This is a genomic window from Nocardia sp. NPDC058114 (assembly GCF_042884695.1).
GTDB lineage: Bacteria > Actinomycetota > Actinomycetes > Mycobacteriales > Mycobacteriaceae > Nocardia.
The window spans coordinates 1381074-1403270 of the sequence record NZ_JBHVTK010000001.1; the positions used below are offsets into that span (position 1 = coordinate 1381074).

Sequence of the window (22197 nt, forward strand, 5' to 3'; positions counted from 1 at the left end):
GCTTCGTCTATGCGGCAGCGCCCGGGATGCGTTAGGGCTGTTTGGTTTTCAGCATGGCGTAGAGGACGTCGCAGCGGCGGCGGGCCAGGCAGATGAGGGCGGCGTTGTGTTTTCTTACCTTCGTCGCGTTTTCGCGTGTAGTAGGCGCGGCTGGCGGGGTCGTGCATGGCGGCGAACGCGGACAGGAACAGGGCGCGTTTGAGTTTGTGGTTGCCGGTTCGTGGCCGGGTGCTCGCCGCGGATAGAGCTGCCGGAGCGGTCGGTGACCGGTGCGATCCCGGCGTAGGAGGCGAGGTGGCCGGCCGAAGCGAAGGCCGAGCAGTCGCCGACTTCGAGCAGGGTGCGGGCTCCGGTCCTGACCCGACGCCGGGCATCGAGGTAAGGACCTTGGCAAGAGGGTGATCATCGAGCATCCTCTCGATATCTTCAGCGACGCTCTTGCATTGCAGCAAAGCAGTTTTCAAAGAATCAGTGAGTTTCGGCAATATGATCTCGGCGGCGTTCGTGCCCGGAACTGTCACCGTTTGTGCGGGCAGCGCGGCCAGGATCTCCTCGACCAGCCGCGCGCCCATGCGCGGTGCATGTCTGGTCGCAATCGTGGTGAGTTTGCGCCTGCCTGCCGCTCGGATTCCTTGCGGCCCACCGCAACGTGACAGGATTTCCAGGACCGCTGGGTGCGAGATCCGCGGTCCCAGAACGCGTTCGAGCTCTGGGTGAATGCTGGTAAGCAGCCCGCGGATGCGGTTGCTGGTCCGTGTCGCCTCGCCCGCCTGGTCGTCATCGAAGCCGACCAGGACCCCAAGCTCGGTCAGAGTCTCGTCGCCGGTGTCGACCCGGCGCAGTGTGTGCGGCATGGTGCGGGCGGCGTCAGCGATGATGTAGGCGTCGCGAGGCGTCGGTTTTGGCTTGTCCTGGATAGAGATCAGCGATGCGCTGCATCGACAGGCCGGGCAGGTAAACGACGTCGGCGCCGCAGGCGCGAGCGACGGTGACAGGCAGGGCGCTGATGGTGTTGGGTTGGTCGACCACGATCAAGAGCGGGCCACGGGCGGCGAGTTGGTCGAAGACAGTACGTAGCCGGGCTTCGTCGTTCGGAAGCGCCTTGTCGAACAACCGCTTGCGGGTCGTGTCGAGACCGACGGCGTGGTGCTCGCCTTTTCCCACGTCAAGGCCGCAGAACACGGCATACGCCTGTGTCACTTCTCATTCCTCATCGCGTCGAAAACCCGGAACGGTCACCCGATCTGGCGTCAACGCCCGGCACCCACGTTACGAAGAGACCTACCAGCAGCCCTGTCCCCATTAGCGCTCCGTCGACGCCACCAGCACCCGGCGACACCACCCCCCCGGATCATGAGTGCGACGGGGGAAGAAGTCATACCGGGCCTGGCGACCGTGGCCCCGTGTCAGGGCCACGAAGAAGGTAACGGGGGATACATTCGCTATCCACAGTGGTCGACCTGCGGAAGCGCTGAGTATTGAGCCTGGTTGCGTCAGAGGCTGACGCAACCAGGCTTGTCTTTCTTCCCGGCTGTCCCCGAACTCGTTACGAGCGCGGGCTTTCGATGTTGCGTTGGGCGAGACCGGGCCAGGAAGAACATCGGTAGATCGAATGCACACGAGTGCCGGCGGTCGGCCAGGTCATTCTCGCGAGAACCAGTTGCTACCCCGGTCCTCGACGCAGTTGGAGTTCCGATCGCGAGCGGGAGCTGCCGTGGCGCCAAGCTCCTGCCGGGCTTCCGTAGCTCGCGCACAACCTTCCAGCGGCATCGCATCGGGGGTGGACGTGCTCGGTGCCGCAACCGCACGCCTCACCGCAGAAGACTGCAGCGGCACAAGACTTCTCGACACTGGGCAATCCAGCGATACGAACAGTCCGGTAGGTGGTCCGGTCGAGTCCTGCGCGATCACGCCCGCCTGGTTCAGGCGACCATCGACCGTTGACCCGCCGCTATCACCGTGCGGATACCGAACAGGGCAGGTGTGGTCATCGATCGGTTCGGCCTGGAAACGCTAGACACGCTCGGAGAACACGCCCGGACAGAAGGTGGTCCCGGTGAACGCCCACAACGTCGGATACTGCCGGCCGATAAACCGGTCCCGGGCCTGCGCGTCAGTAACTCCGCTGCGCAGGCCGGTCGGTCCCCGACGCAGCTACAAAGTCGGGTAGTGCGCTCGACCGAGGCTTCTGGCTTCACAGTGCGATGGCAAGCCTGTGCGCCCCGATGTCCCACTGCCTCAGCGAGCGATGGAGATGGCGAACGGGGCGAGACCTGTGGAACGGATCACGTGCGGCACGAACAAGATCGCAGCCTCGCTCGCCTGGGCGGTCTCGATCCCGCCCAGGTCGGTGATCCACTGAGGGTTCCAGCCGATGCCGGTCAGCAGCCCGGCCACGGTGAGTTTGGCTTCCGGGTCGTTGCCGGACAGGAATGCGGTGGGCGGCTGGGTGAGCGTGGCGGGGGCGGTCATGACCGAGAAGAGCATCGTGTTGAGAGTTTTGACGACGCGGGTCTCGGGCAGGGCCTGCTGCAGTTGTTCCGCCAGGCTCGAACCGGGGTAGAGCAGGCCGGCGGGCAGGCCATCGGGCCCGTCGACGGTGGCGTTGGAGACGTCGACGAGGATCGTGTCGCGGAGTTCCTCCTGAAGTGCGCCGAGTCGCTCGAGCGAGCCTGCGCCGGGGGTGGCGTTGATGACGATCTGGGCGGCTCGGGCGGCGTCGGCGGCGGCGCCGGGGGAGCGGTCGGGCACTGCGACGTCGTGGCCTGCCCGGCGCAGCGCGGTGGCCAGACCGCTGCCGACGCGGCCGCTGCCGAGGATGGTGATCGTGTTCATGGGGGTGTTCCTCCTGAGGTCGGTGGTCGGTGTCAGCGAGACAGGGTGGTGACCGCCGCGGCGTGGATGCCGGGGGCAGTGGCGAGGAAGCTGTCGCTGTCGGGGGTCCAGGGGCGGCCGTCGGTGGTGGAGATCCGCCCACCGGCTTCGGTGACTAGCAGGGCGCCGGGCAGCAGGTCGGCGCGGGCACCGGCGAATTGCCAGAAGGCGTCGATGCGACCGGCGGCCATGTTCGCCAGATGCAGAGTGGCGGGTACAGCGACCCGTACGACGAGTGCGTCGAGCAGCATCTCGGTGATCGAGGAGCCGACACGATGCACGACTGTGGTGTCCTCGTCAGGGCGGGCCTGGCTGGTGGCCACGATGGCGAGCCCGAGATCAGTTGTCGCCGAGACGCGCAGCGGGCGCCCGTCCAGGTAAGCGCCGGCGCCGGTGAGCGCGGTGTAGGTCTGTCCGGTCAGCGGCAGGTGGACCACGGTGAGCACCGGCCGGTTGTCGCGGACGAGGGTGGCCGTGACCGCCCATTCCGGCAGGGCGTGCAGGTGGTTGATGTTGCCCTCGGCCGGGTCCACGACCCACCATTCACCCTCGGGCAGGGCGCCGCCGTCGAGTTCCTCCGCCACCCAGCGCGCACCGGGACGCAACGCTTCCAGACGCGGGCGCAGCAGATCGGTCACGGTGTCGTCGTTGGCTGCGAGGGCGCCCATCAGCTCCTCGCGTGATCGGTAGGTGGCGATGTCACCGAATCGGTCGCGCAGTGCCGAACCTGCTGCGCGGACGGCGATCTCGGCCTGGGTGAGTAGCTCGGCGTCGGTGGTGGCAGCAGGGGTGAGGGTCGACTCGGTCATGGTTGCGCTCTTTCTCTGGCGGGGTGGCCTGGCGAAAACTTCTCGTTCTCTTTCGCTGTCTTCGACGTTAGAACCGACAATGATTAACAGCAAGTGCATGTAAAACACGTCTAAGATGACTGTCATGCAATTGGATTTGAATCTGCTCGCAGCCCTCGACGCGCTCTTGGAGGAAGGCAGTGTGGCGGGAGCGGCGGACCGGCTCCACGTCACGGCTCCGGCGATGAGCCGCAGCCTCGGCCGGATACGGCGCACGACAGGGGACCAGATCCTGGTGCGCACGGGCCGGACGATGACCCCCACGCCCTATGCGCTGGCCGTCCGCGAGCAGGTGCACCACCTGTTGACGCAGGTACGGGGGGTCTTGGCGCCCAGTCGTGCGCTCGACCTGGACACCCTCGACCGCACCTTCACGCTGCGCTGGCACGACGCTCTCGTCGCGTCAGCCGGTCCGGCGCTGTTGGGTTCGGTGCGGGAGCAGGCGCCGGGTGTGCGCCTGCGGTTCATCGCGGAGTCGAGCGTCGACACCCCCGAATTACGGCGTGGGGAAGTCGATCTCGCCGCGAACGCGGACCGTCCCGCCGCGCTCGAGATCCGTGCCGAGCGGGTGGCCGAAACCCGGCATGTCATCGTTGTGCGGCAAGGCCATCCGCTCACAGACGGTGAGACCGTCACTGCCGCACGGTATGCCGCAGCCGATCACCTCACGGTCTCACGGCGCGGAAAGCTCACCAATCTCCTCGACGACGCGCTCGGTCGGGTGGACCTCGCCCGGCGTGTGGTGGCGACGGTGCCCACCGAACATGCGGCGTTCGAGTTCGTGCGCGACTCCGACCTGCTGGTCACCGTGCCGGAGGCGACAGCGCGCGCGGCCGCTCCCGATCTCGGGCTGGTGCTGGTCCCGCTTCCGCTCGACTTGCCGGCGGCTCCGGTCTATTTGTCCTGGCACCAGCGCTACGACACCGATCCCGCGCATGTCTGGCTGCGTGACCTCGCCAGGTCCGCGCTGACCGCTGCGATGGGACCGGAGTCCTCGGACCGGATCGCCGGATTTGCCGCAGCGCCATAGCCCCGACCAGAGCATGAGGCCCGCAGCAGTCAAGACCGCCGGTCGCGCACGCCGCGGCGCTCCGATCGATGGCGTTGTCATGCGATCTCAATGTGCGGGTTACGCAGAGCCGGAGTTGTCCAAGTATTTGCTGGGCTATCGTTCGGGTATGGAGACCGACTTGAACCCGCCGACGCTCACCGCCGAGGAGGGTGGATTGGTCCTCGATGTCGTCCAGATTGCGATCCACAATCCTCTGGCCCTGCCCGGCGAAACGACCTACTGCTATCTGGTCGCCGAGAATGGTGCCAGGTACCGGATTCCGGCGCCGCTACACGATTGGGCGACCGTGACTCTGGCCGAACACAGCGAGCGCGTCGGAACCGGTCGGTCGGCGGTCCTGCCGGCGCGGTTCGAATTCGGCATACGGGATGGCCGAATGTTTGCCAGCGCACGCGGTGCGGTGCAGCGGCTGGCGCAGTGATCAAAGCCCCAACCGTAAGACCGCGTCCTCGCGGCGGCTCGTCGGCGACTAGTTGTCGACCTTTCCGACACCACCTTCGTTTCCTTGTCCGCCAAAGTCGAACTCGCTCGTCACCGCTGCCCGAGCACGCACGCAGCGGTGACGACCAGCGTTCGCGACCGTCATGAACCGTCGACGACCGCCCGGATCGTCACCAAGTCTGTGACGAGCACGAGCTTGCCCCGCACAGCTCTCTGCCGGGAAGCCGGAAGGAAGGTATCGAGGAACGCCTCGACCACGTCGCGCTGTCTGCACATGCGGCGTCTGTCGCTTCGGTTCGCTCGAGCCCCGGTCCGGAGCTCACAGGGGGAGGGCGTCTCCGGGGAAGCCGTGGCAGGGGTAAACCTCGCACCGCATCATGCCTGCTCGCACGCAGGGATCCTCGGCCATGAGCCCCGAAGCTTCCTCGGCGGGCACGGTCATGATCGCGACACCGGCAACGGTGTCGGAAGCGACCGGGCACAGAACAGCGATCACACCGTCAGCGCGCAACGTCACCATCCGTCGCTGGTGTTCGAGTTCGATCGCGTCCGCGTCGGCGACGATTCGCCCGGGCGCCCAGTGCAGGAGCACCAGGGTGAAGGGCTCTGCGGTGGCGGCCAGGGCCTGAATCTGTTCGTCGGTCACGGTCGTGCTCACGAGATCTCCTCAATTCCGAACGCGCTCGGCCAACGAGACGATGATTCCCTCGGGCCCCCGGACGTAGGCCATCCGCCACACGCCCTCGTACTCGCCGATCCCGCCCACCAGGCCGTAGCCCTCGGCCGCGGCCCGGGCGACAGCGGCCTGTAGGTCACGCACCTCGAAAGCGACATTGCGCAGCCCGAGCTCGTTGGCCGGCGCGACCGGTGAACCCGGAAGGTGCTGCGGCCGTGCGAAACTCGATAGCTCCAGCGCGGTATCGCCGCCGGGCACGCGCAACATGACGATCTCGGTGGCGGCATCGGTCATGCCGATCACCGTGTCCAGGAATTCGCCCTCGACGGTCATTTTCGGATCGGCTTCCAGCCCGAGGCTGACGAAGAACGCTGTCACGGCGTCGATATCGGCCACGGTGATGCCGATGTGGTCCAGGCGCTCTACCAATCCCATCGAATGCCTCGCTATCTTTCGCGAATAGACGCTCAGGAAGGTAGCACTCCGACCTTCACGTGGAAACCCCGTTGCTGGTGCGCGCCTTTGCCTCGAAAACAATTCGATTCAAAGGATGGCGCACTCGATCGCCCGCACAGCGGACATGACAGCGGGCGGCCGCGCGGCTGCAGCGACCTCTTCTGCGCAATGGCCGGTGCAGGCGGCTGTCGGCGCAGCGTGAGCGGCCCGGTCGCGCGACGTGGATGCCGGGCCTATAGTTGTCGGGTCGCGAAAAACGACGTCCTGCGGGCCCACCGCCCCGCCGGGCATCGCTCGTACATCGATTCAGATGGTTCCGATCGGTGAGCGTCTCCTGCCGAGACCGGACATCTCGTCCGCTCACGGCGCTGATCATCGCCGACGCGTGTCGGCGCTACAGAGGAGCGCACATGCCGAAGACCATCGCCATCATCGGAGCGGGACTGGGCGGGCTGACGCTCGCCCGGGTGCTTCGGACTCACGGCATCGCCGCAACGATCTACGAGAGTGAGGCTTCGGCGACGACTCGTACGCAGGGCGGCCTGCTCGACATTCATGAGGAGACCGGGCAGGTCGCGCTTCGCGCAGCAGGCCTCTACGACGAGTTCCTCGCTCTGGTCCGTCCAGGCGAGGACGCCAAGCGTGTGGTCGACCGCCACGGCACGATCCTGTTCGACATGCCTGGCGACCCGGAGTCGGCCCGCCCTGAGGTGGATCGTGGCGAACTGCGGCGCCTTCTCATCGACTCGTTGGCGCCCGAGACGATCAGGTGGGCGCACAAGCTCGCCTCGGTCCGGCGCCGCGTGGCGGGTGGCTACGAGCTCGCCTTCGTGGAAGGTTCGTTCGCGCGAGCCGACATCGTCATCGGCGCGGACGGTGCCTGGTCGAAGGTGCGTCCGCTGCTCGCCCCCGCCAAGCCTGTCTACAGCGGAACCTGCTTCATCGAGATCGCTCTCTCTGCGGTCGGCCAGGACGGTCGGGCCGGCGTCGCTGCGATCGGCAGCGGCACCCTGATGGCGGTCGCGCCAGGCAAAGGGATCATCGCCCATCGCTACGCCGACGGGCGCGTGCGCGGATACGTGGCGCTGAACAAACCTGAGGAGTGGATGAAGTCGATCAGCTTCGGCGACCCGTCCGCCGGCCTTCGCCAGGTCGCCGCCGAGTTCGACGGCTGGTCACCACTGCTCACGGCCTTCGTGACGGAAAGCGACGCGGAACCGTGGCTGCGACCCATCTACGCCCTTCCCGTCGGGTTCGAATGGGACAGGGTGTCGGGCGTGACTCTCGTCGGCGACGCCGCGCATCTGATGTCGCCCTTTGCCGGCGAGGGCGCAAACCTCGCCATGTACGACGGTGCCGACCTGGCCGCTGAGCTGGTCGAGCAATCCGACACCGAGGCCGCGCTCACCGCCTACGAGCAGCGGCTCTTCCCGCGCAGCAGCGACGCCGCAAGCCGCTCGGCGCAGAATCTGGAGGTCTTCTTCGGCCGGGAAGCACCTCACAGCGTCGTCACTCTGTTCGATCGCGATCATCGCTTTGTGTGACTGAAGGTGCCGGTTGGCCGTGTGCGTGTTGGCGGTGGCCAGCTCACCGCGGCGAGTGCCCGTGATCGGCATCGGCATCGCGACCCTGTCGATCAGCCTCACTAGCGCACTTGCCGGTTTCGCCGCCGCTTACCACCGCGCTCACACTGATAGCACGGATGCCTCGCATACCCGCCTGAGCGCTGCATCCGCGATCATCGAAACCGCACCGTCCGCTCGGATCACCGTGCACGCCGCCCTCGTTTATCGCAAGCTGGACGACCCGGAAGCCGAAGTCGCTGTCCTGCAACGCTATTCGGCCCACTTTCCACCAGGTCTCGGCCCCTGCAAGATCACTGCTCGACTGAGAACTGCCCTGGAACTGCGCGCGTGATCTGCTGCCGACCTTCGAATGCACGACAAGCTCAACAGCCCATTAGTCATGCGGCAGAAGAAGATAGGGGGCCGCGCGCAGAGGATCGTGCGGGACCTGGATCACGGCCGGGTGCAGGCGTGGTCGCGATTGAACGAACCGGCGCTTCCGGTGCCGGTGGGGAGGTTGCGGGTGGCGTCTGCGTATGCCTCCCCTGGGGTAGACCCTTTACCGAAGCCCACGATCGGGAACCCTGCGACGATCGCGAGCGGACTCGTCACGACTGCACCGCAGCCGTTCGCGAACGTCACCACCATCCGGCAGTCGATGATGCCTTGACCCTTGCACGCTCGGTCGGCGGCTTGAATGGCGTCGGCCTCCGTCGGGTGGTTGACCGAAAACGCGTAGACGTTGCCCCACACGCTGAGGGAAACGGCGCCCCAGTTGGCCGGGTCGGCGGCGGCGGGCGGTGCCGCGAGGACGGCAGCGGCGCTCACCGAGAGCGTGGCGGCCGCAATGGACTTGTTGAACATGTGGTGTGTGCTTCCTCTGCGCGCCGACCAGGTGCGGCGATCGCATGGAAGATACCGCAGCGCATGGACGTGAGGTCGCCCCAAAAGTCTTGGGGTCACGGCAAAGACCGTCACGAACTGCGGCGTTCGTGACGGATCTGCCGAAGCCGATCCTGCCGGGTCGGCCTGCCGATGGCAGGGAGCGGAGAGGATGAGTTGTTGCCTGCCACCGCGCAGCGATCTGGCTCGGGGAGAGAGTGCGATGGTCGGTGCGGTCGGCGAGCTCAGGTGATGGTGACGCCGCCGTCGACAGCGATGGTCTGTCCCGTGACGTAGCCGCCGGCGGCAGAGGCGAGCCATACCGCGGTTGCCGCGATTTCCTCGCCGTGGCCGTACCGTCCGAGAACGACCCGGGGCATCAGGGACTCGGCGTAGCCGTCGTCGTAGGTGTCGGTCATCTCGCTACGGAAGAACCCGGGGGCCAGCGCGTTGACGCGAATTCCCTTGCGGGATCCCCATTGCTGGGCCAGATCGCGGGTCAATCCGATGATGGCGGCCTTGCTGGCGCTGTAGGCGGCCTGTGGCAAGCCCGCGGTGGTGAGTCCGAGAATGCTCGAGATGGTGATGATCGAGCCGCCGGCCGGCATGACGCGGCCGCAGGCTTGCGCCATCCAGTAGGAGCCGTGGAGGTTGACGTCGATGACCGCGCGGAACTGGTCGGGTGTCTCCCGGGTCGCCGGGTGGGCGGAGGCGACGCCGGCGTTGTTGATCAGGACATCGACGCGCCCGAACTCCGAGATGGCCGCATCGACGACTGCCTGGCACTGTTCGGGTACCGAGACGTCGGCGGGAACGACGACAGCTCGTCGACCGGCTGCGCGCACGGATTCCGCAGTCTCGGTGAGCTTGTCGGCACGGCGGGCCGCGAGAACGAGGTCGGCGCCCGCCTCGGCGAACCCCTGAGCGAACGACACTCCGAGTCCGGACGATGCGCCCGTGACGATGACGACCTTGCCGGTCATGTCGAACATTTCGAGTAGGGACATCGAGTTCTCCTGGGACGTAGTCGAGGTGGTGCGGTGAACGAGGCTCACAGCCAGGTCGGGTCGGTATCGAGGGTGGTTCGGTCGAGCTGCGCCAGCAGTGTCAGCTGCGCGGCGACCTTGGGCAGTTCATACCGGAAGAAGTACTGTGTCGCGACGCGTTTGCCGTCGTAGAAGGCCCCGTCCCGGTCGCCGACAGCGAGCAGTTGGTCGAGCCAGATCCAGGCGATCACGATGTGCCCGGCGGCTTCGAGGTAGATGCTCGCGTTGGCCAGCGAGGCGGCGCGGTCGTCGACCGACCAGATCTGTGCGGTGACCGCGACCAGTTGGTTCAGCGCCTTGCCCAGATCATCGGCGTAGGTGGACAGCGCCGGCGCGGTGGAGGCGCGGTCGATGGTGTCGCTGATGGTGTCCGAGAGCAGGGCCAGGCCCGCACCGGCGTGCATCGTGACCTTGCGGCCCAGCAGATCCAGGCCCTGGATACCGTGCGTCCCTTCGTGAATGGGATTCAGCCGGTTGTCGCGGTAGTGCTGCTCGACATCGAACTCTGTGGTGTAGCCATAGCCGCCGTGGACCTGGATCGCGAGACTGTTCGCTTCCAGGCACCACTGTGACGGCCAGCTCTTCGCGATGGGAGTGAGGACATCGAGGAGAAGGTTCGCTCGATCGCGCTCGGGTCCGGTCGTTGTGGCGGCTTCGTCGACGAGTTTGCTGCAGTAGAGCCCGAGCGCCAGCGCGCCTTCGACGTAGGACTTCTGGGCCAAGAGCATCCGTTTGACGTCGGCGTGTTCGATGATGGCGACCGGCTTGCTGTCCGCGGCCGAGGCAGCGTCATCGATCGCTCGACCCTGGACGCGAGTGCGGGCGTACTCCAAGGAGGCGAGGTAGCCGGCGTACCCCAGCGCTGTGGCCAGCAGTCCCACACCGATGCGGGCTTCGTTCATCATGTGGAACATGTAGGACAACCCACGGTGCTCGGTGCCGACGAGGTAGCCGACCGCGCCGGATTCCGGAGTGGGGTCGAAGGTTCCGTCTCCGAAGTTGAGCAGTGCGTTCGTGGTGGCGCGGTTGCCCATCTTGTGGTTGAGACCGACCAGCGCGACGTCGTTGCGCGTCCCATCGGAGAGATACTTGGGCACGATGAACAGCGAAATGCCCTTCACCCCAGCACCGCCACCGGGGACTTTGGCCAAGACCAGGTGAACGATGTTGTCGGTCAGCGCGTGGTCACCGCCCGAGATCCACATCTTGGTGCCGGTGATCCGATAGGTGCCGTCCGGCATCGCGACGGCCTTGGTGGTGATGTCGGCCAGTGACGACCCGGCCTGCGGCTCGGACAGACACATCGTGCCGGTGAAACGACCGTCGAGCATCGGCCGGACCCAGGTCTCGATCTGCTCGGCGGTGCCGTACTCCGCCAGCAGACTCGCATTGGCGGCAGTGAGGAAATAGTAGGACGACATCGCCGCGTTGGTGGCTTGGAACCAGGTCATCGCCGCGCGGTTGACGACAGTCGGCAACTGCATGCCACCCAAAGCTTCGTCGAACGACCCCGCGATGAGCCCTGCGCTGCGGAACTGCTCGAGGCCGTCACTGATCTCGCTCGGCAGTACCACCTGGCCCGCTGCACCGATGTACGGCGGGTTCCTGTCGCCCTTTTTGTTGACCGGCGCGAAGCACTTCTGGGCGATGTTCGCGCTCAAATCCAGTACCGCGTCGAACGTCTCGCGTGAGTGGTCTGAAAAGCGTTCGCGACTGGTCAGTGAGTCGACCTCGAGCCACTCGTAGAGCAGGAACTCCAGATCGCGGCGGGACATGGGAGTGGACATGACATTTCCTCAGTGTGTGCCGGACGGGACAGGGTGAGGTCACCTAGTCGCGGTGCTGTGCGATGAAGCAAACGAATAGCTATGCGATTGCATAGTTTCTATACGATCGCATATCCTGCGTGGAGGAGGGCGACATGTCAACCCCAAGGACCGAGAGGCGGAGTCCTGTGGACGTATCACGATCAGCGGTTCGCGATGAACTAGGTACTTCCAAGGCGGCCGCGCGGATACGCGCCGCGGCCATCGAGGTCTTCGCTGCCAAGGGATACGGTGCGGCCGGTACCCGCGAGATCGCCGCCAGTATCGGCATGAGTCCCGGAGCGGTGTACCCGCACTACAAGACCAAAGAAGCGCTTCTCTACGCCATCAGCCTGGAAGGGCACAGTTCTGTCCTGGATGCGGTCACCGATGCCGACCACGCCGGGGCTTCGGCAACCGATCGGCTGGTATCGACGGTGAACGCCTACGTCATGTGGCACGCCGACAACCACACCGGCGCGCGCGTTGCACAATACGAACTACGCTCGCTGTCGCCCGAGCACTTCACCGTCATCGCTGAAATCCGCCGGTCGACGTCTCGCGTATTCTCCGAGATCATCGAAAATGGTTCTGCGGCAGGCGAGTTCGCTCCCGTCGATGTCGGGGTTGCCACGTTGGCAATCACCTCACTCGGGGTCGATGTCAGCCGATGGTTTCCTTCCAAGTCCTACTCCGACGCGGATGTCATCGCTGCGGGATATGTCGAACTCGCCCTCCGCATGGTCGGAGCACGGAGGTCTTGACGCCGCTCCAGGTGTTTGCCCGAGCGGTTATGGGGCGGCGTCGTACCGGGTCCCATCGACGAGACTCAGTATTCCGGGGCGCGGGGCCGACGTCGGCGACGAGGGCGCTGGGTCCTCGAGTGCCCAGGAGCCTTGATCACCGAATCCGGCGACCGAACGTTACCTTCCTTTGAAGCGTCGCAGGGTTGTGAGTGCTACAGAAACCGGGACGTGGTCCTGAACCGCCACCTCTGAACGCCCGAGCTCGGGCTTCGGCCTGGTCGGGGCGCCCTTCTCACGGGGTGAGCGGCCCACCGGCGGCGCGCCAATCGATCAGGCCACGGCTCATATTGACCGCTTCGAAGCCGTTCTCGACCAGGAGGTTCGCCGCGCCCGCGGAGCGAAGGCCGCCGGTGCAGAAGGTAATGAGCAGACGGTCCTCGGGCAGTTCCATGCAGCGCGCTTGGAGCACCTCGAGCGGCATGTGCACAGCACCTGGGATGTGTACTCGATTCCACTCGAAGTCACGACGGACGTCCACGACGATCGCACCCTCCGCGACCAGGCGCACCGCCTCGGCGGCGCTGATAGCTGGGGGTCGGCGTAGGTAATGACGGAAGCTCACGCGCAGCACCCTTCTCCTCGTACGAGACGGAAGGCGCCCGGCACGATACTGAGGCGACACAGTGGCAGAGGCTCCATAACCTTCAGCTTAACTGAAGGTTGGAGCGGGGTGAAGGCCACTGGCCTTGCGAGATCACCGTGCCTCGTGAGCGCAGCGCCTCGGTCAATTCGGGGTGCTGCGCCGCGAATTGGCGGGCGGCAGCCGCGCACCTGTGCGCCAGGTGGCCGAGCGCATTGCTCGCGACGGTAGAAGTGTGTGTCAGCAGCCCGACCTGTATTGCAAGCGTGTGCTCATCGGCAGCGACTACCGCTGCGGCTGTGCTATCGCCGCGGGCGCACTCGGTGTTCACGATGCGCCGGAAGCAGGAATCGCGGCCGTTGTCGGTGGCCGCTCCGGCGTTCTGAACGGTGGTCGCGAGTGCTTTGACGTAGCGGGCACGGTCGAGCAGCTGATGTTCGAGAACGAGGTCTTCGAGCAAGCTTCGTCGAACGGTTGGGCTTGTTCGCCGATCGCCTTGACCGCGGCGGCAGCCCTTCCGATGAACGGGCCGATCCGCTCCGGCGTGCCGCCCCGGGGCGGATTCGTTCTTCCGAGGGCATCGACGCGCGCGCCGTCCGGACAGTTGGCAAGCGACGCTTACGGTTTCAGCCCTCGATGGCTACTTCCTGCAGTGCAGCCGAAATGGCGGCCCGCAACGGGTCGTGCCGGGCACCGAGCCGGTGTTCGGGAGCGTCTCGGTCAGATCCGTAGAGGGTGACCTGGCCTACTCGGAGGTGGTCGGGTTCCCACTGGTAGCGGGGGAGGACGTGGCCGTGCAGGTGTGGCCACAAGTTGCCCAGCACCTCGTAGTTGATGCGCAGAAATTCCGGGTCCGCGGCACGGCATGCGCGTTCGACCGCTTCACCGAGCAGCACCATGTCGTGCATGAATGTGACGCGGTCCGCCCGCGGCAGTTCGGTGAGTTGGTCAGCGTTTCCGTCGTGGATGAGCACGCAGTACCCGGGCAGGTGCTGTGTGCTGCCGATGACAGCCCACCCACTGCGCAGTCGGCCGATCACGGTCGGGTTGGTGCCTTGCCGGGCGGCGCCGATCGGATCCTCGAGGTAGTCGATCGACTCGCTCCGTGATTTGCTCTCCGGCATACCGTTTCCCCATCCCTGTTGCGCGCCAAGTTGTATCGGTGGTCCTTCATGAAACCAGCTGGCGGACAAAGGTGATCGCGGAACTCGCAGCGCGGCACCTCGCTACAGCCGCGGGTCTGCACCTCGCGCGCGTAGCAGCAGGCAGGTCGGTGGAAGTTCACGTTCCAAGCGCCACTGCGCGGCCCCGCAGAACGTCGCGACGGCCCCTTCTATCCCTCGCGCGGCCGTACTCGCTTGTCGCGAAATCCGCAGGTCCGCAGGTGAGCCAGGACCAGCAAATTCGCTGGTGGGGGGCGTTAGCCTTGTCGGTATGGCACGGGATGAGCGCGGAGTTACCGCCCAGAGCGAAGATTTCTCCAACTGGTACAACGAGGTCGTCGTAAAGGCTGCCCTCGTCGATCGCGGACCGGCCAAAGGCACCATGGTCATTCGACCGTACGGGTACAGGATCTGGGAACTGCTACAGGCCGAGCTCGATCGGCGTATCAAACAGACCGGTCACGAGAACGCCTACTTTCCGCTCCTGATTCCCCAGTCCTACCTCGAACGCGAAGCCGACCACGTCGAGGGGTTCTCGCCTGAACTTGCGGTGGTCACGCACGCGGGCGGTAAGGAGCTCGAAGAACCACTTGTCGTGCGACCTACCAGCGAGACGATCATCGGCGAGATGATGGCGAAGTGGATCAGCTCCCATCGCGATCTGCCGTTGTTGCTCAACCAGTGGGCCAATGTTGTTCGGTGGGAGATGCGCCCGCGAATGTTTCTGCGCACGACGGAATTCCTGTGGCAGGAAGGCCATACCGCGCACGCCGACGAGGCGGAGGCTCGTGTCGAGATGGAGTTGGCGCTCGGGATCTACGAGACCGTTGCCCGGGAGCTGGCGGCGATGCCGGTCGTGCCGGGTGAGAAGACCCCCGGTGAACGCTTCGCGGGCGCTGTCGAGACGATCACGATCGAGTCGATGATGCGGGACGGCAAGGCGTTGCAGGCCGGGACCTCGCACTACATGGGCACCAACTTCGCGCGGGCATTCGGAATCCGGTACGCCGCCTCTGATGGGCGAGACACATTCTGCCACACGACATCCTGGGGAATGAGCACCCGGATGCTCGGCGGCGTCGTGATGACCCACGGCGATGACCGCGGCCTGGTGCTGCCGCCGCGCCTGGCGCCGCACCAGGTCGTCATCGTGCCGATCATGCGCGGTGATACCGCGGCCGCTGTCGTCGCGGCCGCCGATGAACTGGCAGGCAAGCTTCGGTCCGCTGGGGTCCGCGTGTACGTCGATGATCGGGACCAGACGCCGGGCTGGAAGTTCAACGAGTGGGAGATGCGCGGTGTCCCTGTGCGCGTCGAGCTCGGCCCGCGCGATCTCGCTGCCGGGACAGCGGTGATGGTTCGGCGCTTGGGGGAGGAGGGCAAGCAGTCGGTCGACTTGGCGACCATGCCCGACCTCATGCCCGGGATCCTCGACGATTTCCAGGCGTATCTACTCGCTCGCGCGACCGCGTTTCGCGAGGAAAACACCAGCGCTGTCGACGATTGGGCGGCGTTCGAGGCGGCCGTCGCGACGGGCTGGGCGTTGGCCCTGCACTGCGGTAAACCGCAGTGTGAGATCGACATCAAGGCCCTCACGGCGGCGACGCCGCGGTGTGTGCCGCTGACCGGCGACGCCGAAAGCGGCCAGTGCGTTCGTTGTGACGCACCGGCCTCCTACGGCAAGCGGGTGATCTTCTCCCGGGCCTACTGAACCCCCTCGGGCGGCCACCCCCGCCTTGCTCGTGGCGTAGGTGGTTATCGACCGGCGCATGCCGCGCAGCGCGGTGAACGACGAGACCGATACCCGATGGGTTGTCACCGGCAGGAGCGTCCGGTGCAGGTGGTCAGTTCACCGAGGCGGTGGTCGAGGTCGGTGACGATGTCAGCGTGGGCCGCGCGGCCTTGGGGGGTCTTGATGAGGTTGGTGAGTTGGTAGGGGTCGGCCTGCAGGTCGTAGAGTTCGTATTCGCGCTGGTCGAGGGGGCGTTCTCGCTCGTACCAGCGTACGTAGAGGTACCGGTGGTTGCGCACGGCGCTCCAGGACGGCATGTCGAGTGCGTACATGACGGGGGTGTCGGTGCCGGGGATTTGTTCCTGGGCGATTCCGTTGCGGCCACTGTCGCCGTTGCCACCGTATTCGGCGGCGAAATCGGTGCGCCAGCCGATGGTGTCGCCGGACAGTACGGGGGTCAGGGACCGGCCGTCGACCTGGTCAGGGATGGGGATGTTCGCCCAGTCGTAGAGGGTGGGTGCGAGGTCGATCGACAGGGCCATGGCGTCGCTGCGTCCGGGGCGGATGCCGGGGCCGCTGATCGCGAGGGGCACTCGCATGGATTCTTCGTAGGGGGCCATTTTCTGGGTGAGGCGGTGGGCGCCGAGGCTGTAGCCGTTATCGGAGGTGAAGATCAGGTAGGTGTTGTCGAGTTCGCCGGTTCGTTCGAGGGTTTCGACGATTCCCGCGACCATGTCGTCGAGTGATTTGAGAGCGCCGAGGCGGTTGGTGTAGTCGATGTCGTTGGTCGCGGCGATCGTCGCGGCCCTCGCGTCGGCGGTGTCGATCAGCCATGAGGGTTTGTCGGACACGTCGGGTTCTTGATAGTTCGGTGACCGCGGGGCGAGGGTGGGCTGGGTGCTGGGCAGGTGGCGGGGTGCGGGCGGGATCGGGAAGTGGGGGGAGGTGGAGGCCGCGTACCAGAAGAACGGCTGCCCGGAGGCGGCGGCGTCTGTGAGGAACCGCTCGGACTTGGCGCGGATCACGTCCGTTTGGTAATCAGCCGGTGCCACACCGTATTTCACGCGGGTCCCGTTTTCGTTGAGGGTGTAGTTGTAGCCGGAGTACAGGAAGTTGTCGACTCCGGCGTTCCAGTCGTCCCAGCCGGGCGGGATGTGGCCGGGGTCGTGTTCGAGGCCGTTGAGATATTTCCCGGCCATGCCGGTGCGGTATCCGGCGTCGTGCAGGGTGGTGGCGATGGTGTGGGATTCGTTGCCGCGCGCGCGGAAGGTGTCGAAGCCACCGACCTCGCCGGCGTTGGTGAGGACACCGGTGTTGTGCCCGTATTCGCCGGTCAGGATGGAAGCGCGGGCCGCGCAGCAGATCGGCATCGGCGCGAAGCCGTCGGTGAACTCCACTCCGCGGTCACGGATCAGTGCCGCGGTGCGCGGCATCGCTTGCCACACCGGGGTGGTTGCCGCGTCCAGGTCGTCGGCCAGGATCATCACCACGTTCGGCCGCCGGTCTCCGGCCGCCGGCGAGGCCGAGGCTGTGGAGACGCACCCGGTCACTGTGAGCAGGACCGCGGCCGCCGCGGTCAGGAAACGACGCGGCAAGCGACGTGCGCGCATTGAGTTTCTCCTCGAGGGGGCAACGGGGGTGTTGGTTTTCTTCGCGATCCGGCCTATTTCGTCGATCCTGCCGCAGGCGATGGTGGCCGCCCATTCGTGGGCGACCGGGGCTGAGCTCGCCCACGAGCTGCATCGGCATCAATGCCTGCTGTCAGGCATCATCGGTGTCGTGCGCCAAGCCGAAAAGCCGAGAGCAGTGCATGTGCAACTCCGCGTGCGGCGAGCCGAGGAGCCGATCGAACTCGGATCGACCGAATGCCGAATCGCCCACATTCTTCAACTTATCGATCATGGCACGGCGCCTGGGCACAGATAAACGGTCCTTACCCGTGGCCAGGGCTGGCGCGAGTGTGCTTCAGTCCAACAGGCGCAGAGCCTCCACCGGGCAGCTGTCGACCGCCAGCCGCACGTCGTCGAGTTCGGCTTCGGTTACCTGTTCCGTCAGCACCGTCACGTTGCCTTCGTCGTCGACCCGAAATATATCGGGCAGCAATGCTTCGCACATGCCGTGGCCCTCGCAACGGGTGCGGTCGGCGGCGATCTTCATGCCGACCCCGAGGCGCCGAGGTGTTCGAGTCGGATGGGTAGGCCATCGAGGGGGATAGGGCCGGTCGCCCAGCCCATCGGCGGCGTGTAGTCGGCGGGCACGGTCCAGCGGTAGTTCAACAGCATGCGGTGCATGATCGCCTTGACTGTCATACCGCCGAAATAGAGTCCGATGCATTTGTGTGCGCCACCACCGAAAGGGGCCCAGGTATAGCGGTGAGCCTTGTCCTCGTGCCGTTCGGTCGTGAACCGTTCGGGATCGAACACGTCGGGGTCGTTCCACCAGCGGGCCTGGCGCATGGCCGAGTACGAGCCGATCATCACCAAGGTGTCAGCGGGGACGAACTGACCCTGAATCGCGGTATCCCGCACGGTTTCGCGGATCTGCTGCCCGACAGGGGAGTACATCCGCAGAATCTCTTTGAAGACCAGCTCCAGGGTCGGCAGCCGGTCCAGATCGGCATAGTCGAGTGACTCCTTGCCCAACGCCTGCGATTCGGAGCGCAGCCGGTCCTGCCATTCGGGATGCAATCCGAGCTGATACCCCATCATCGACACCGCGATCGTGCTGGTGTCGTGCGCGCCGAGCAGGACGAAGATCAGATGGTCGACGATATCCTGGTCGGTGAACGTATGGCCCTCCTCGGACGCGGTGCGGCACAACACGCTGAACAGATCCTCGCCATTTCCCGCGCGTTTGGCAGGCAGCTCGCGACGACAATAATCCTCCAGCACCGCGCGCCCGCGCAGACCGCGTGCCCACAGACCGCCGGGCAGATTCGTACGCACCAGCGCCTGGCCGCCCCGCACCGCATCGATGAAGGCCCGCTCCAGCCCGGCGGCCTCCGACCCGAGATTCGCCCCCATGAACACTTCCGAGGACAAGCTGAGCAGCAGGCGTTTGGCCGCCGGATAGAGCTGGAAATCGCGATTCGGTGTCCATTCGCGCATACCGCGCGCAATGGCCGGACTGGTGATATCGAGATAGCCGACCAACCGCGGCCGGGTAAAGGCCTGCTGCAAAATCCGACGGTGATAGCGGTGTTCCTCGAAGTCGCGCAGCAGGATGCCGCCGTGGAAGAACGGGCCGATGAAGAAGGTGTAGCCGCGTTGCGCGGAATACACTTTGTCGCGGTCGGCGAGTACCTCTTCGGTGGCTTCCGGTCCGGCGACCATGACCACGCGTCGCCCGGCAATCCCGACCCAGTGCACCGGCCCGTATTTGTCGAAGCGGCGGCGGGCGAAATCGAGACTGTCGCTCATCGCGGGTATGGCGTGCCCGATGACTGGGACACCGTAATCGCCCATGATCGGCCGTAATCCGCTGTCGGGCAGCGGGTCTGCCAGCGCGCGGGTCTGCGAGGGATATCGCTCGGCAAGAGCGGATACGGCGGATTTGGCCCGTCGGCCCAGGGTGGACATCATGCTCGTGGTCCTCTCGCACCGTTGCGATGTGGTGTGATCTGGACCATACAGGAATCAACCGTTTCCGTAAACGGTTGATTCCTATTTCTGTTGCGGCATACTGAGGTGTGTGACACGGGCAGCGACCGGCATCTATCGCGGCACCTCGGCCGAACAGCGACGCGACGAACGCCGCCAGCGGCTGATGGACGCTGCCCTCGACATCATCGGCACCCAGGGCTGGGCTGCGACCACCGTGCGCGGAGTCTGCGAACAGGCCAAGGTCGGTCCGCGGTTCTTCTACGAGAGCTTCGACGACCTCGACGCGCTCGCCGCCGCCGTACACGACGAGATCATCGACACCGCGATCCGCAGCTCACTGGACGCACTCGCCGCCGCACCGGAGGACATCGCAGCCAAAACGCGGGCAGCCGTCACCGCCATCCTCAATTCCGTCGTGGACGACCCCCGCCGCGCCCGCATCGCTTTCGCCGAGGCGCACGGCAGCGAAATCCTGATGCGACGCCGCGCCGCCGCCATGCGCACTATCGCCGATGTCGTCGCCGAACAGGAACGCGCACTGTTGGACCCGCCTGCCGGCAGTGAAACCCTGGTCAGTGCGGTCTCTCTGATGATCACCGGCGGCGCCGCCGAATTGGTCCTGGCCTGGCTCGACGGCGGTATGGACATCAGCCGCGACGAACTGATCAACCTGTGCGTCGAATTCGTGCTGACGTTTGCCGACAACCTGACCACGATGGCCGCCCGATTGACGCATTGAATGCACGCGCTGATTACGCATTTCAGCTTCGCCGGGCAAAGCTGCTCGGCGACTTCCATCGGCCTCGCAGGACGTGGTTGATCTGGTCGGGCTGGTGCGCCTGCACCGCACGTTGGGGGACAACGGATATCGCCGAAGCGATCCGCAACGCGCTCTCCGTGCTCGCCGATTTCGAGCCCGATGCGCAATGGGCGCGAGAGGTGATTCGTGCCAGGCCGAGGCCGTATGCCCATGTGCTGTCCACTCCATAGCCATCGCCCTCAATTAAGACCTGATGGACGACCGCTACCACGCAGGCTCCCGAGCCTTGGACGCTGCCGCCTGCTCGGCACCCTAGGCCTGTGTCGAAGTCCCATCCGGTGCCTCCGACCCGATGATCGGAGCGTCCGCTGGGCTGAGCGGAGAAGATCCACTGGTCCTAGGTGTGAGTGTCGGGAGTTCGGATGTCAGCGGCAACGTTGATCACACTGTGCCGCAGGCAAGTTAGTGCATAGCAACAAATCGGTCTCGACCTCTATCCACTAGTCGAACTTGGGTGGATGATGGCCGAGAGGCTAGGTCTCGATCTCCGCCCAACTTTTCTGGTCCCTCCTCTGAGGTGCGGACTGCCCTTACAGAGGGCGTGCCAGTCACATTCCTTCGTTCGATTTCGTGAGTTCTGCGCGTGAGCCGATCAGGTTCCAGAGTCGGCTTCCTTGCGACATCAGGATGGAAAGGTACTCCGATCATGGCGATCAAGCGGAGATCAGGGTGACAGGTCTCGAGCGGAACAACGGCGGGGTGTTGCCACTGGGAGTCGGCGGGCTGGTCCGATGAGCGTGGTACTCAGGCCCGGAGATCGTGGAGACCTCGTCGGGGTGCTCCAGGCGACGCTGAACCGTGACCACCCCCTCTACTCCAGATTGGTCGTAGACGGGGAATACGGCCCAGCCACGACCACGGTCGTCGCGGAGTTTCAGCGCCGGGCGGGACTCGATGTGGCCGAACCCGGCACGGCCGACACTACGACATTGCGCAGGCTCGGACTGAACTTCGACCGGCTGCCACCAGCCGGGACCCGGCCGTTGTACTACAGTTTCGCCGGCACGTGGGGCCATTGGAGTCAGGGACCACCGTTCGACGTCGGCTCGGCACTCGAAGGCGAGGGCCGGGTCCGCAATCAACCGGTCGCGTACCCCGCCAGTGGATTTCTCAATCCGGACCCGCACACCAGCTACCGGGAGTCGGTCGCGCTCGGCGTCGGGGAGGGGATCAGGCTGATCCTGCTGAATCCCGGCCCTTTCATCCTCGCGGGATACAGCCAAGGCGCGGAAGTCGTGGTGCGGCTGATGATGCTCATGACGGACGGCGGGCCGCTCGCGCACCGAGCGGACGATCTGCGGCGCGTGATCACCTTCGGGTCGCCGTGCCGCCCGCCGGGACGCACGCTGCTGGGTAACAACCCGCCGGGGGCCGGAATCTCCGGCGACTACACGCCCCAGGAGTTCCGCGACCGCACCTTCGATTTCGTACTCGACGGTGACATGTATGCGACGACGACTGACGACACGCTGCTCGAGCAGTTCTACGACCTACTCGTCCAGGCGGAGCTGACGGTGCCGTTTGCGGTTGCGGTGTTGCAGTTCCTGCAATCGAACATCCTCGGTGGTGGTCTCGGTGGCCCGCTCGGCAATGTCGGCCGAATGACCGTGCCGACGGGACTCGGTGGCGTCGACTTCGTCAAGGCCGTCCGAACCATGCAGGTCGTCTCCGAGTTCCTGATCCGTAATCCGCATGTTCACTATCACGATTGGCCGGACTTCGACGGCCACACCGGAATCGAGCGCGCCGAGCAAGTCCTCCGCGACATCACGTCGCCCGACTAGCTGAAGTCAGACCTGCTCATAACCTGGTGGAAATACTCGCCGATC

At 65.6% G+C, this 22197-nt stretch carries 22 protein-coding genes and 2 pseudogenes; 9 read left to right on the forward strand and 15 right to left on the reverse strand.

Going from position 1 to position 22197, the window contains the following annotated elements; genetic code table 11:
- Window positions 1-31: 31 nt before the first annotated feature.
- From ACFVVI_RS06355 to ACFVVI_RS06365, 3 genes and pseudogenes are all read right to left on the reverse strand, one after another.
- Window positions 32-1200: pseudogene (locus tag ACFVVI_RS06355) on the reverse strand (IS110 family transposase).
- A gap of 1038 nt (window positions 1201-2238) precedes the next feature.
- Window positions 2239-2835 carry an NADPH-dependent F420 reductase gene (locus ACFVVI_RS06360; protein WP_387443672.1) on the reverse strand — a complete coding sequence of 199 codons (597 nt, stop codon included), beginning with the start codon at window positions 2833-2835 and terminating at the stop codon, window positions 2239-2241.
- Window positions 2836-2867: 32 nt separating this feature from the next.
- Entirely contained in the window at window positions 2868-3683 is an 816-nt protein-coding gene (locus ACFVVI_RS06365) for an inositol monophosphatase family protein (protein ID WP_387443674.1), read from the reverse strand.
- Between the two features lie 124 nt (window positions 3684-3807).
- On the opposite strand from ACFVVI_RS06365, the gene ACFVVI_RS06370 reads away from it, so the two are divergent.
- Together ACFVVI_RS06370 and ACFVVI_RS06375 are read left to right on the forward strand one after the other, a co-directional pair.
- Window positions 3808-4752 (forward strand): LysR family transcriptional regulator, encoded by a 945-nt coding sequence (locus tag ACFVVI_RS06370; RefSeq protein ID WP_387443677.1) that lies wholly within the window; start codon window positions 3808-3810, stop codon window positions 4750-4752.
- Window positions 4753-4912: 160 nt separating this feature from the next.
- Window positions 4913-5215, forward strand: coding sequence for a hypothetical protein (locus ACFVVI_RS06375; RefSeq protein WP_387443679.1), 303 nt, complete (start codon window positions 4913-4915; stop codon window positions 5213-5215).
- Window positions 5216-5376: 161 nt separating this feature from the next.
- On the opposite strand, the gene ACFVVI_RS06380 is transcribed toward ACFVVI_RS06375, so the two are convergent.
- From ACFVVI_RS06380 to ACFVVI_RS06390, 3 genes are read right to left on the reverse strand one after another with little or no spacing between them, the layout of a single operon-like run.
- Entirely contained in the window at window positions 5377-5511 is a 135-nt protein-coding gene (locus ACFVVI_RS06380; protein WP_387443680.1) for a hypothetical protein, read from the reverse strand.
- 43 nt (window positions 5512-5554) lie between these two features.
- A complete protein-coding gene (locus ACFVVI_RS06385) occupies window positions 5555-5893 on the reverse strand; it encodes a hypothetical protein (protein WP_387443683.1) in 339 nt (112 codons plus the stop codon).
- Window positions 5894-5902: 9 nt separating this feature from the next.
- The gene (locus ACFVVI_RS06390; protein WP_387443685.1) at window positions 5903-6346 is read right to left on the reverse strand and encodes a VOC family protein; all 444 of its coding nucleotides are present in this window, start codon (window positions 6344-6346) and stop codon (window positions 5903-5905) included.
- Window positions 6347-6777: 431 nt separating this feature from the next.
- Here ACFVVI_RS06390 and ACFVVI_RS06395 point away from each other — a divergent pair, with 431 nt between their 5' ends.
- Complete coding sequence (locus tag ACFVVI_RS06395; protein WP_387443686.1) at window positions 6778-7911, forward strand: FAD-dependent oxidoreductase; 1134 nt, start codon at window positions 6778-6780, stop codon at window positions 7909-7911.
- Between the two features lie 61 nt (window positions 7912-7972).
- Window positions 7973-8284: a hypothetical protein gene (locus ACFVVI_RS06400; protein ID WP_387443689.1), complete on the forward strand. Its 312-nt coding sequence runs from the start codon at window positions 7973-7975 to the stop codon at window positions 8282-8284.
- Between the two features lie 101 nt (window positions 8285-8385).
- Here the strand turns inward: ACFVVI_RS06400 and ACFVVI_RS06405 are convergent, their stop codons facing one another.
- The 3 genes from ACFVVI_RS06405 to ACFVVI_RS06415 form a co-directional block, all read right to left on the reverse strand.
- The gene (locus ACFVVI_RS06405) at window positions 8386-8796 is read right to left on the reverse strand and encodes a DUF4189 domain-containing protein (protein ID WP_387443692.1); all 411 of its coding nucleotides are present in this window, start codon (window positions 8794-8796) and stop codon (window positions 8386-8388) included.
- Between the two features lie 263 nt (window positions 8797-9059).
- Complete coding sequence (locus tag ACFVVI_RS06410) at window positions 9060-9821, reverse strand: SDR family NAD(P)-dependent oxidoreductase (RefSeq protein WP_387443694.1); 762 nt, start codon at window positions 9819-9821, stop codon at window positions 9060-9062.
- A gap of 44 nt (window positions 9822-9865) precedes the next feature.
- Window positions 9866-11647 carry an acyl-CoA dehydrogenase gene (locus ACFVVI_RS06415; RefSeq protein ID WP_387443696.1) on the reverse strand — a complete coding sequence of 594 codons (1782 nt, stop codon included), beginning with the start codon at window positions 11645-11647 and terminating at the stop codon, window positions 9866-9868.
- Window positions 11648-11814: 167 nt separating this feature from the next.
- On the opposite strand from ACFVVI_RS06415, the gene ACFVVI_RS06420 reads away from it, so the two are divergent.
- On the forward strand, window positions 11815-12429 hold the full coding sequence (locus ACFVVI_RS06420) for a TetR family transcriptional regulator (RefSeq protein WP_378988450.1): 615 nt from the start codon (window positions 11815-11817) through the stop codon (window positions 12427-12429).
- Window positions 12430-12703: 274 nt separating this feature from the next.
- Here ACFVVI_RS06420 and ACFVVI_RS06425 read toward each other — a convergent pair whose 3' ends face one another.
- From ACFVVI_RS06425 to ACFVVI_RS06435, 3 genes and pseudogenes are all read right to left on the reverse strand, one after another.
- Entirely contained in the window at window positions 12704-13033 is a 330-nt protein-coding gene (locus tag ACFVVI_RS06425; RefSeq protein WP_387443698.1) for a rhodanese-like domain-containing protein, read from the reverse strand.
- Between the two features lie 409 nt (window positions 13034-13442).
- A pseudogene (locus ACFVVI_RS06430) lies at window positions 13443-13603 on the reverse strand (ferritin-like domain-containing protein); the annotation flags it as partial.
- 74 nt (window positions 13604-13677) lie between these two features.
- Window positions 13678-14175, reverse strand: a complete 498-nt coding sequence (locus tag ACFVVI_RS06435) for an HIT family protein (protein ID WP_378987390.1) — start codon at window positions 14173-14175, stop codon at window positions 13678-13680.
- 310 nt (window positions 14176-14485) lie between these two features.
- Between ACFVVI_RS06435 and proS the strand changes: the two genes are divergently transcribed.
- On the forward strand, window positions 14486-15925 hold the full coding sequence (gene proS, locus ACFVVI_RS06440) for a proline--tRNA ligase (protein ID WP_387443700.1): 1440 nt from the start codon (window positions 14486-14488) through the stop codon (window positions 15923-15925).
- A gap of 104 nt (window positions 15926-16029) precedes the next feature.
- On the opposite strand, the gene ACFVVI_RS06445 is transcribed toward proS, so the two are convergent.
- Entirely contained in the window at window positions 16030-17556 is a 1527-nt protein-coding gene (locus tag ACFVVI_RS06445) for a sulfatase (protein WP_387443703.1), read from the reverse strand.
- Between the two features lie 28 nt (window positions 17557-17584).
- Here ACFVVI_RS06445 and ACFVVI_RS06450 point away from each other — a divergent pair, with 28 nt between their 5' ends.
- The gene (locus ACFVVI_RS06450; RefSeq protein ID WP_387443705.1) at window positions 17585-17872 is read left to right on the forward strand and encodes a hypothetical protein; all 288 of its coding nucleotides are present in this window, start codon (window positions 17585-17587) and stop codon (window positions 17870-17872) included.
- Between the two features lie 39 nt (window positions 17873-17911).
- Here the strand turns inward: ACFVVI_RS06450 and ACFVVI_RS06455 are convergent, their stop codons facing one another.
- Both ACFVVI_RS06455 and ACFVVI_RS06460 read right to left on the reverse strand, forming a co-directional pair.
- Entirely contained in the window at window positions 17912-18103 is a 192-nt protein-coding gene (locus ACFVVI_RS06455; protein ID WP_387443707.1) for a ferredoxin, read from the reverse strand.
- Complete coding sequence (locus tag ACFVVI_RS06460) at window positions 18100-19527, reverse strand: cytochrome P450 (protein ID WP_387443709.1); 1428 nt, start codon at window positions 19525-19527, stop codon at window positions 18100-18102. Before ACFVVI_RS06460 ends, ACFVVI_RS06455 begins: the two co-directional genes overlap by 4 nt.
- Before the next feature lie 109 nt (window positions 19528-19636).
- Between ACFVVI_RS06460 and ACFVVI_RS06465 the strand changes: the two genes are divergently transcribed.
- On the forward strand, window positions 19637-20287 hold the full coding sequence (locus ACFVVI_RS06465; protein ID WP_387443711.1) for a TetR/AcrR family transcriptional regulator: 651 nt from the start codon (window positions 19637-19639) through the stop codon (window positions 20285-20287).
- 812 nt (window positions 20288-21099) lie between these two features.
- Window positions 21100-22152, forward strand: a complete 1053-nt coding sequence (locus ACFVVI_RS06470; protein ID WP_387443713.1) for a peptidoglycan-binding protein — start codon at window positions 21100-21102, stop codon at window positions 22150-22152.
- Window positions 22153-22197: the final 45 nt, after the last annotated feature.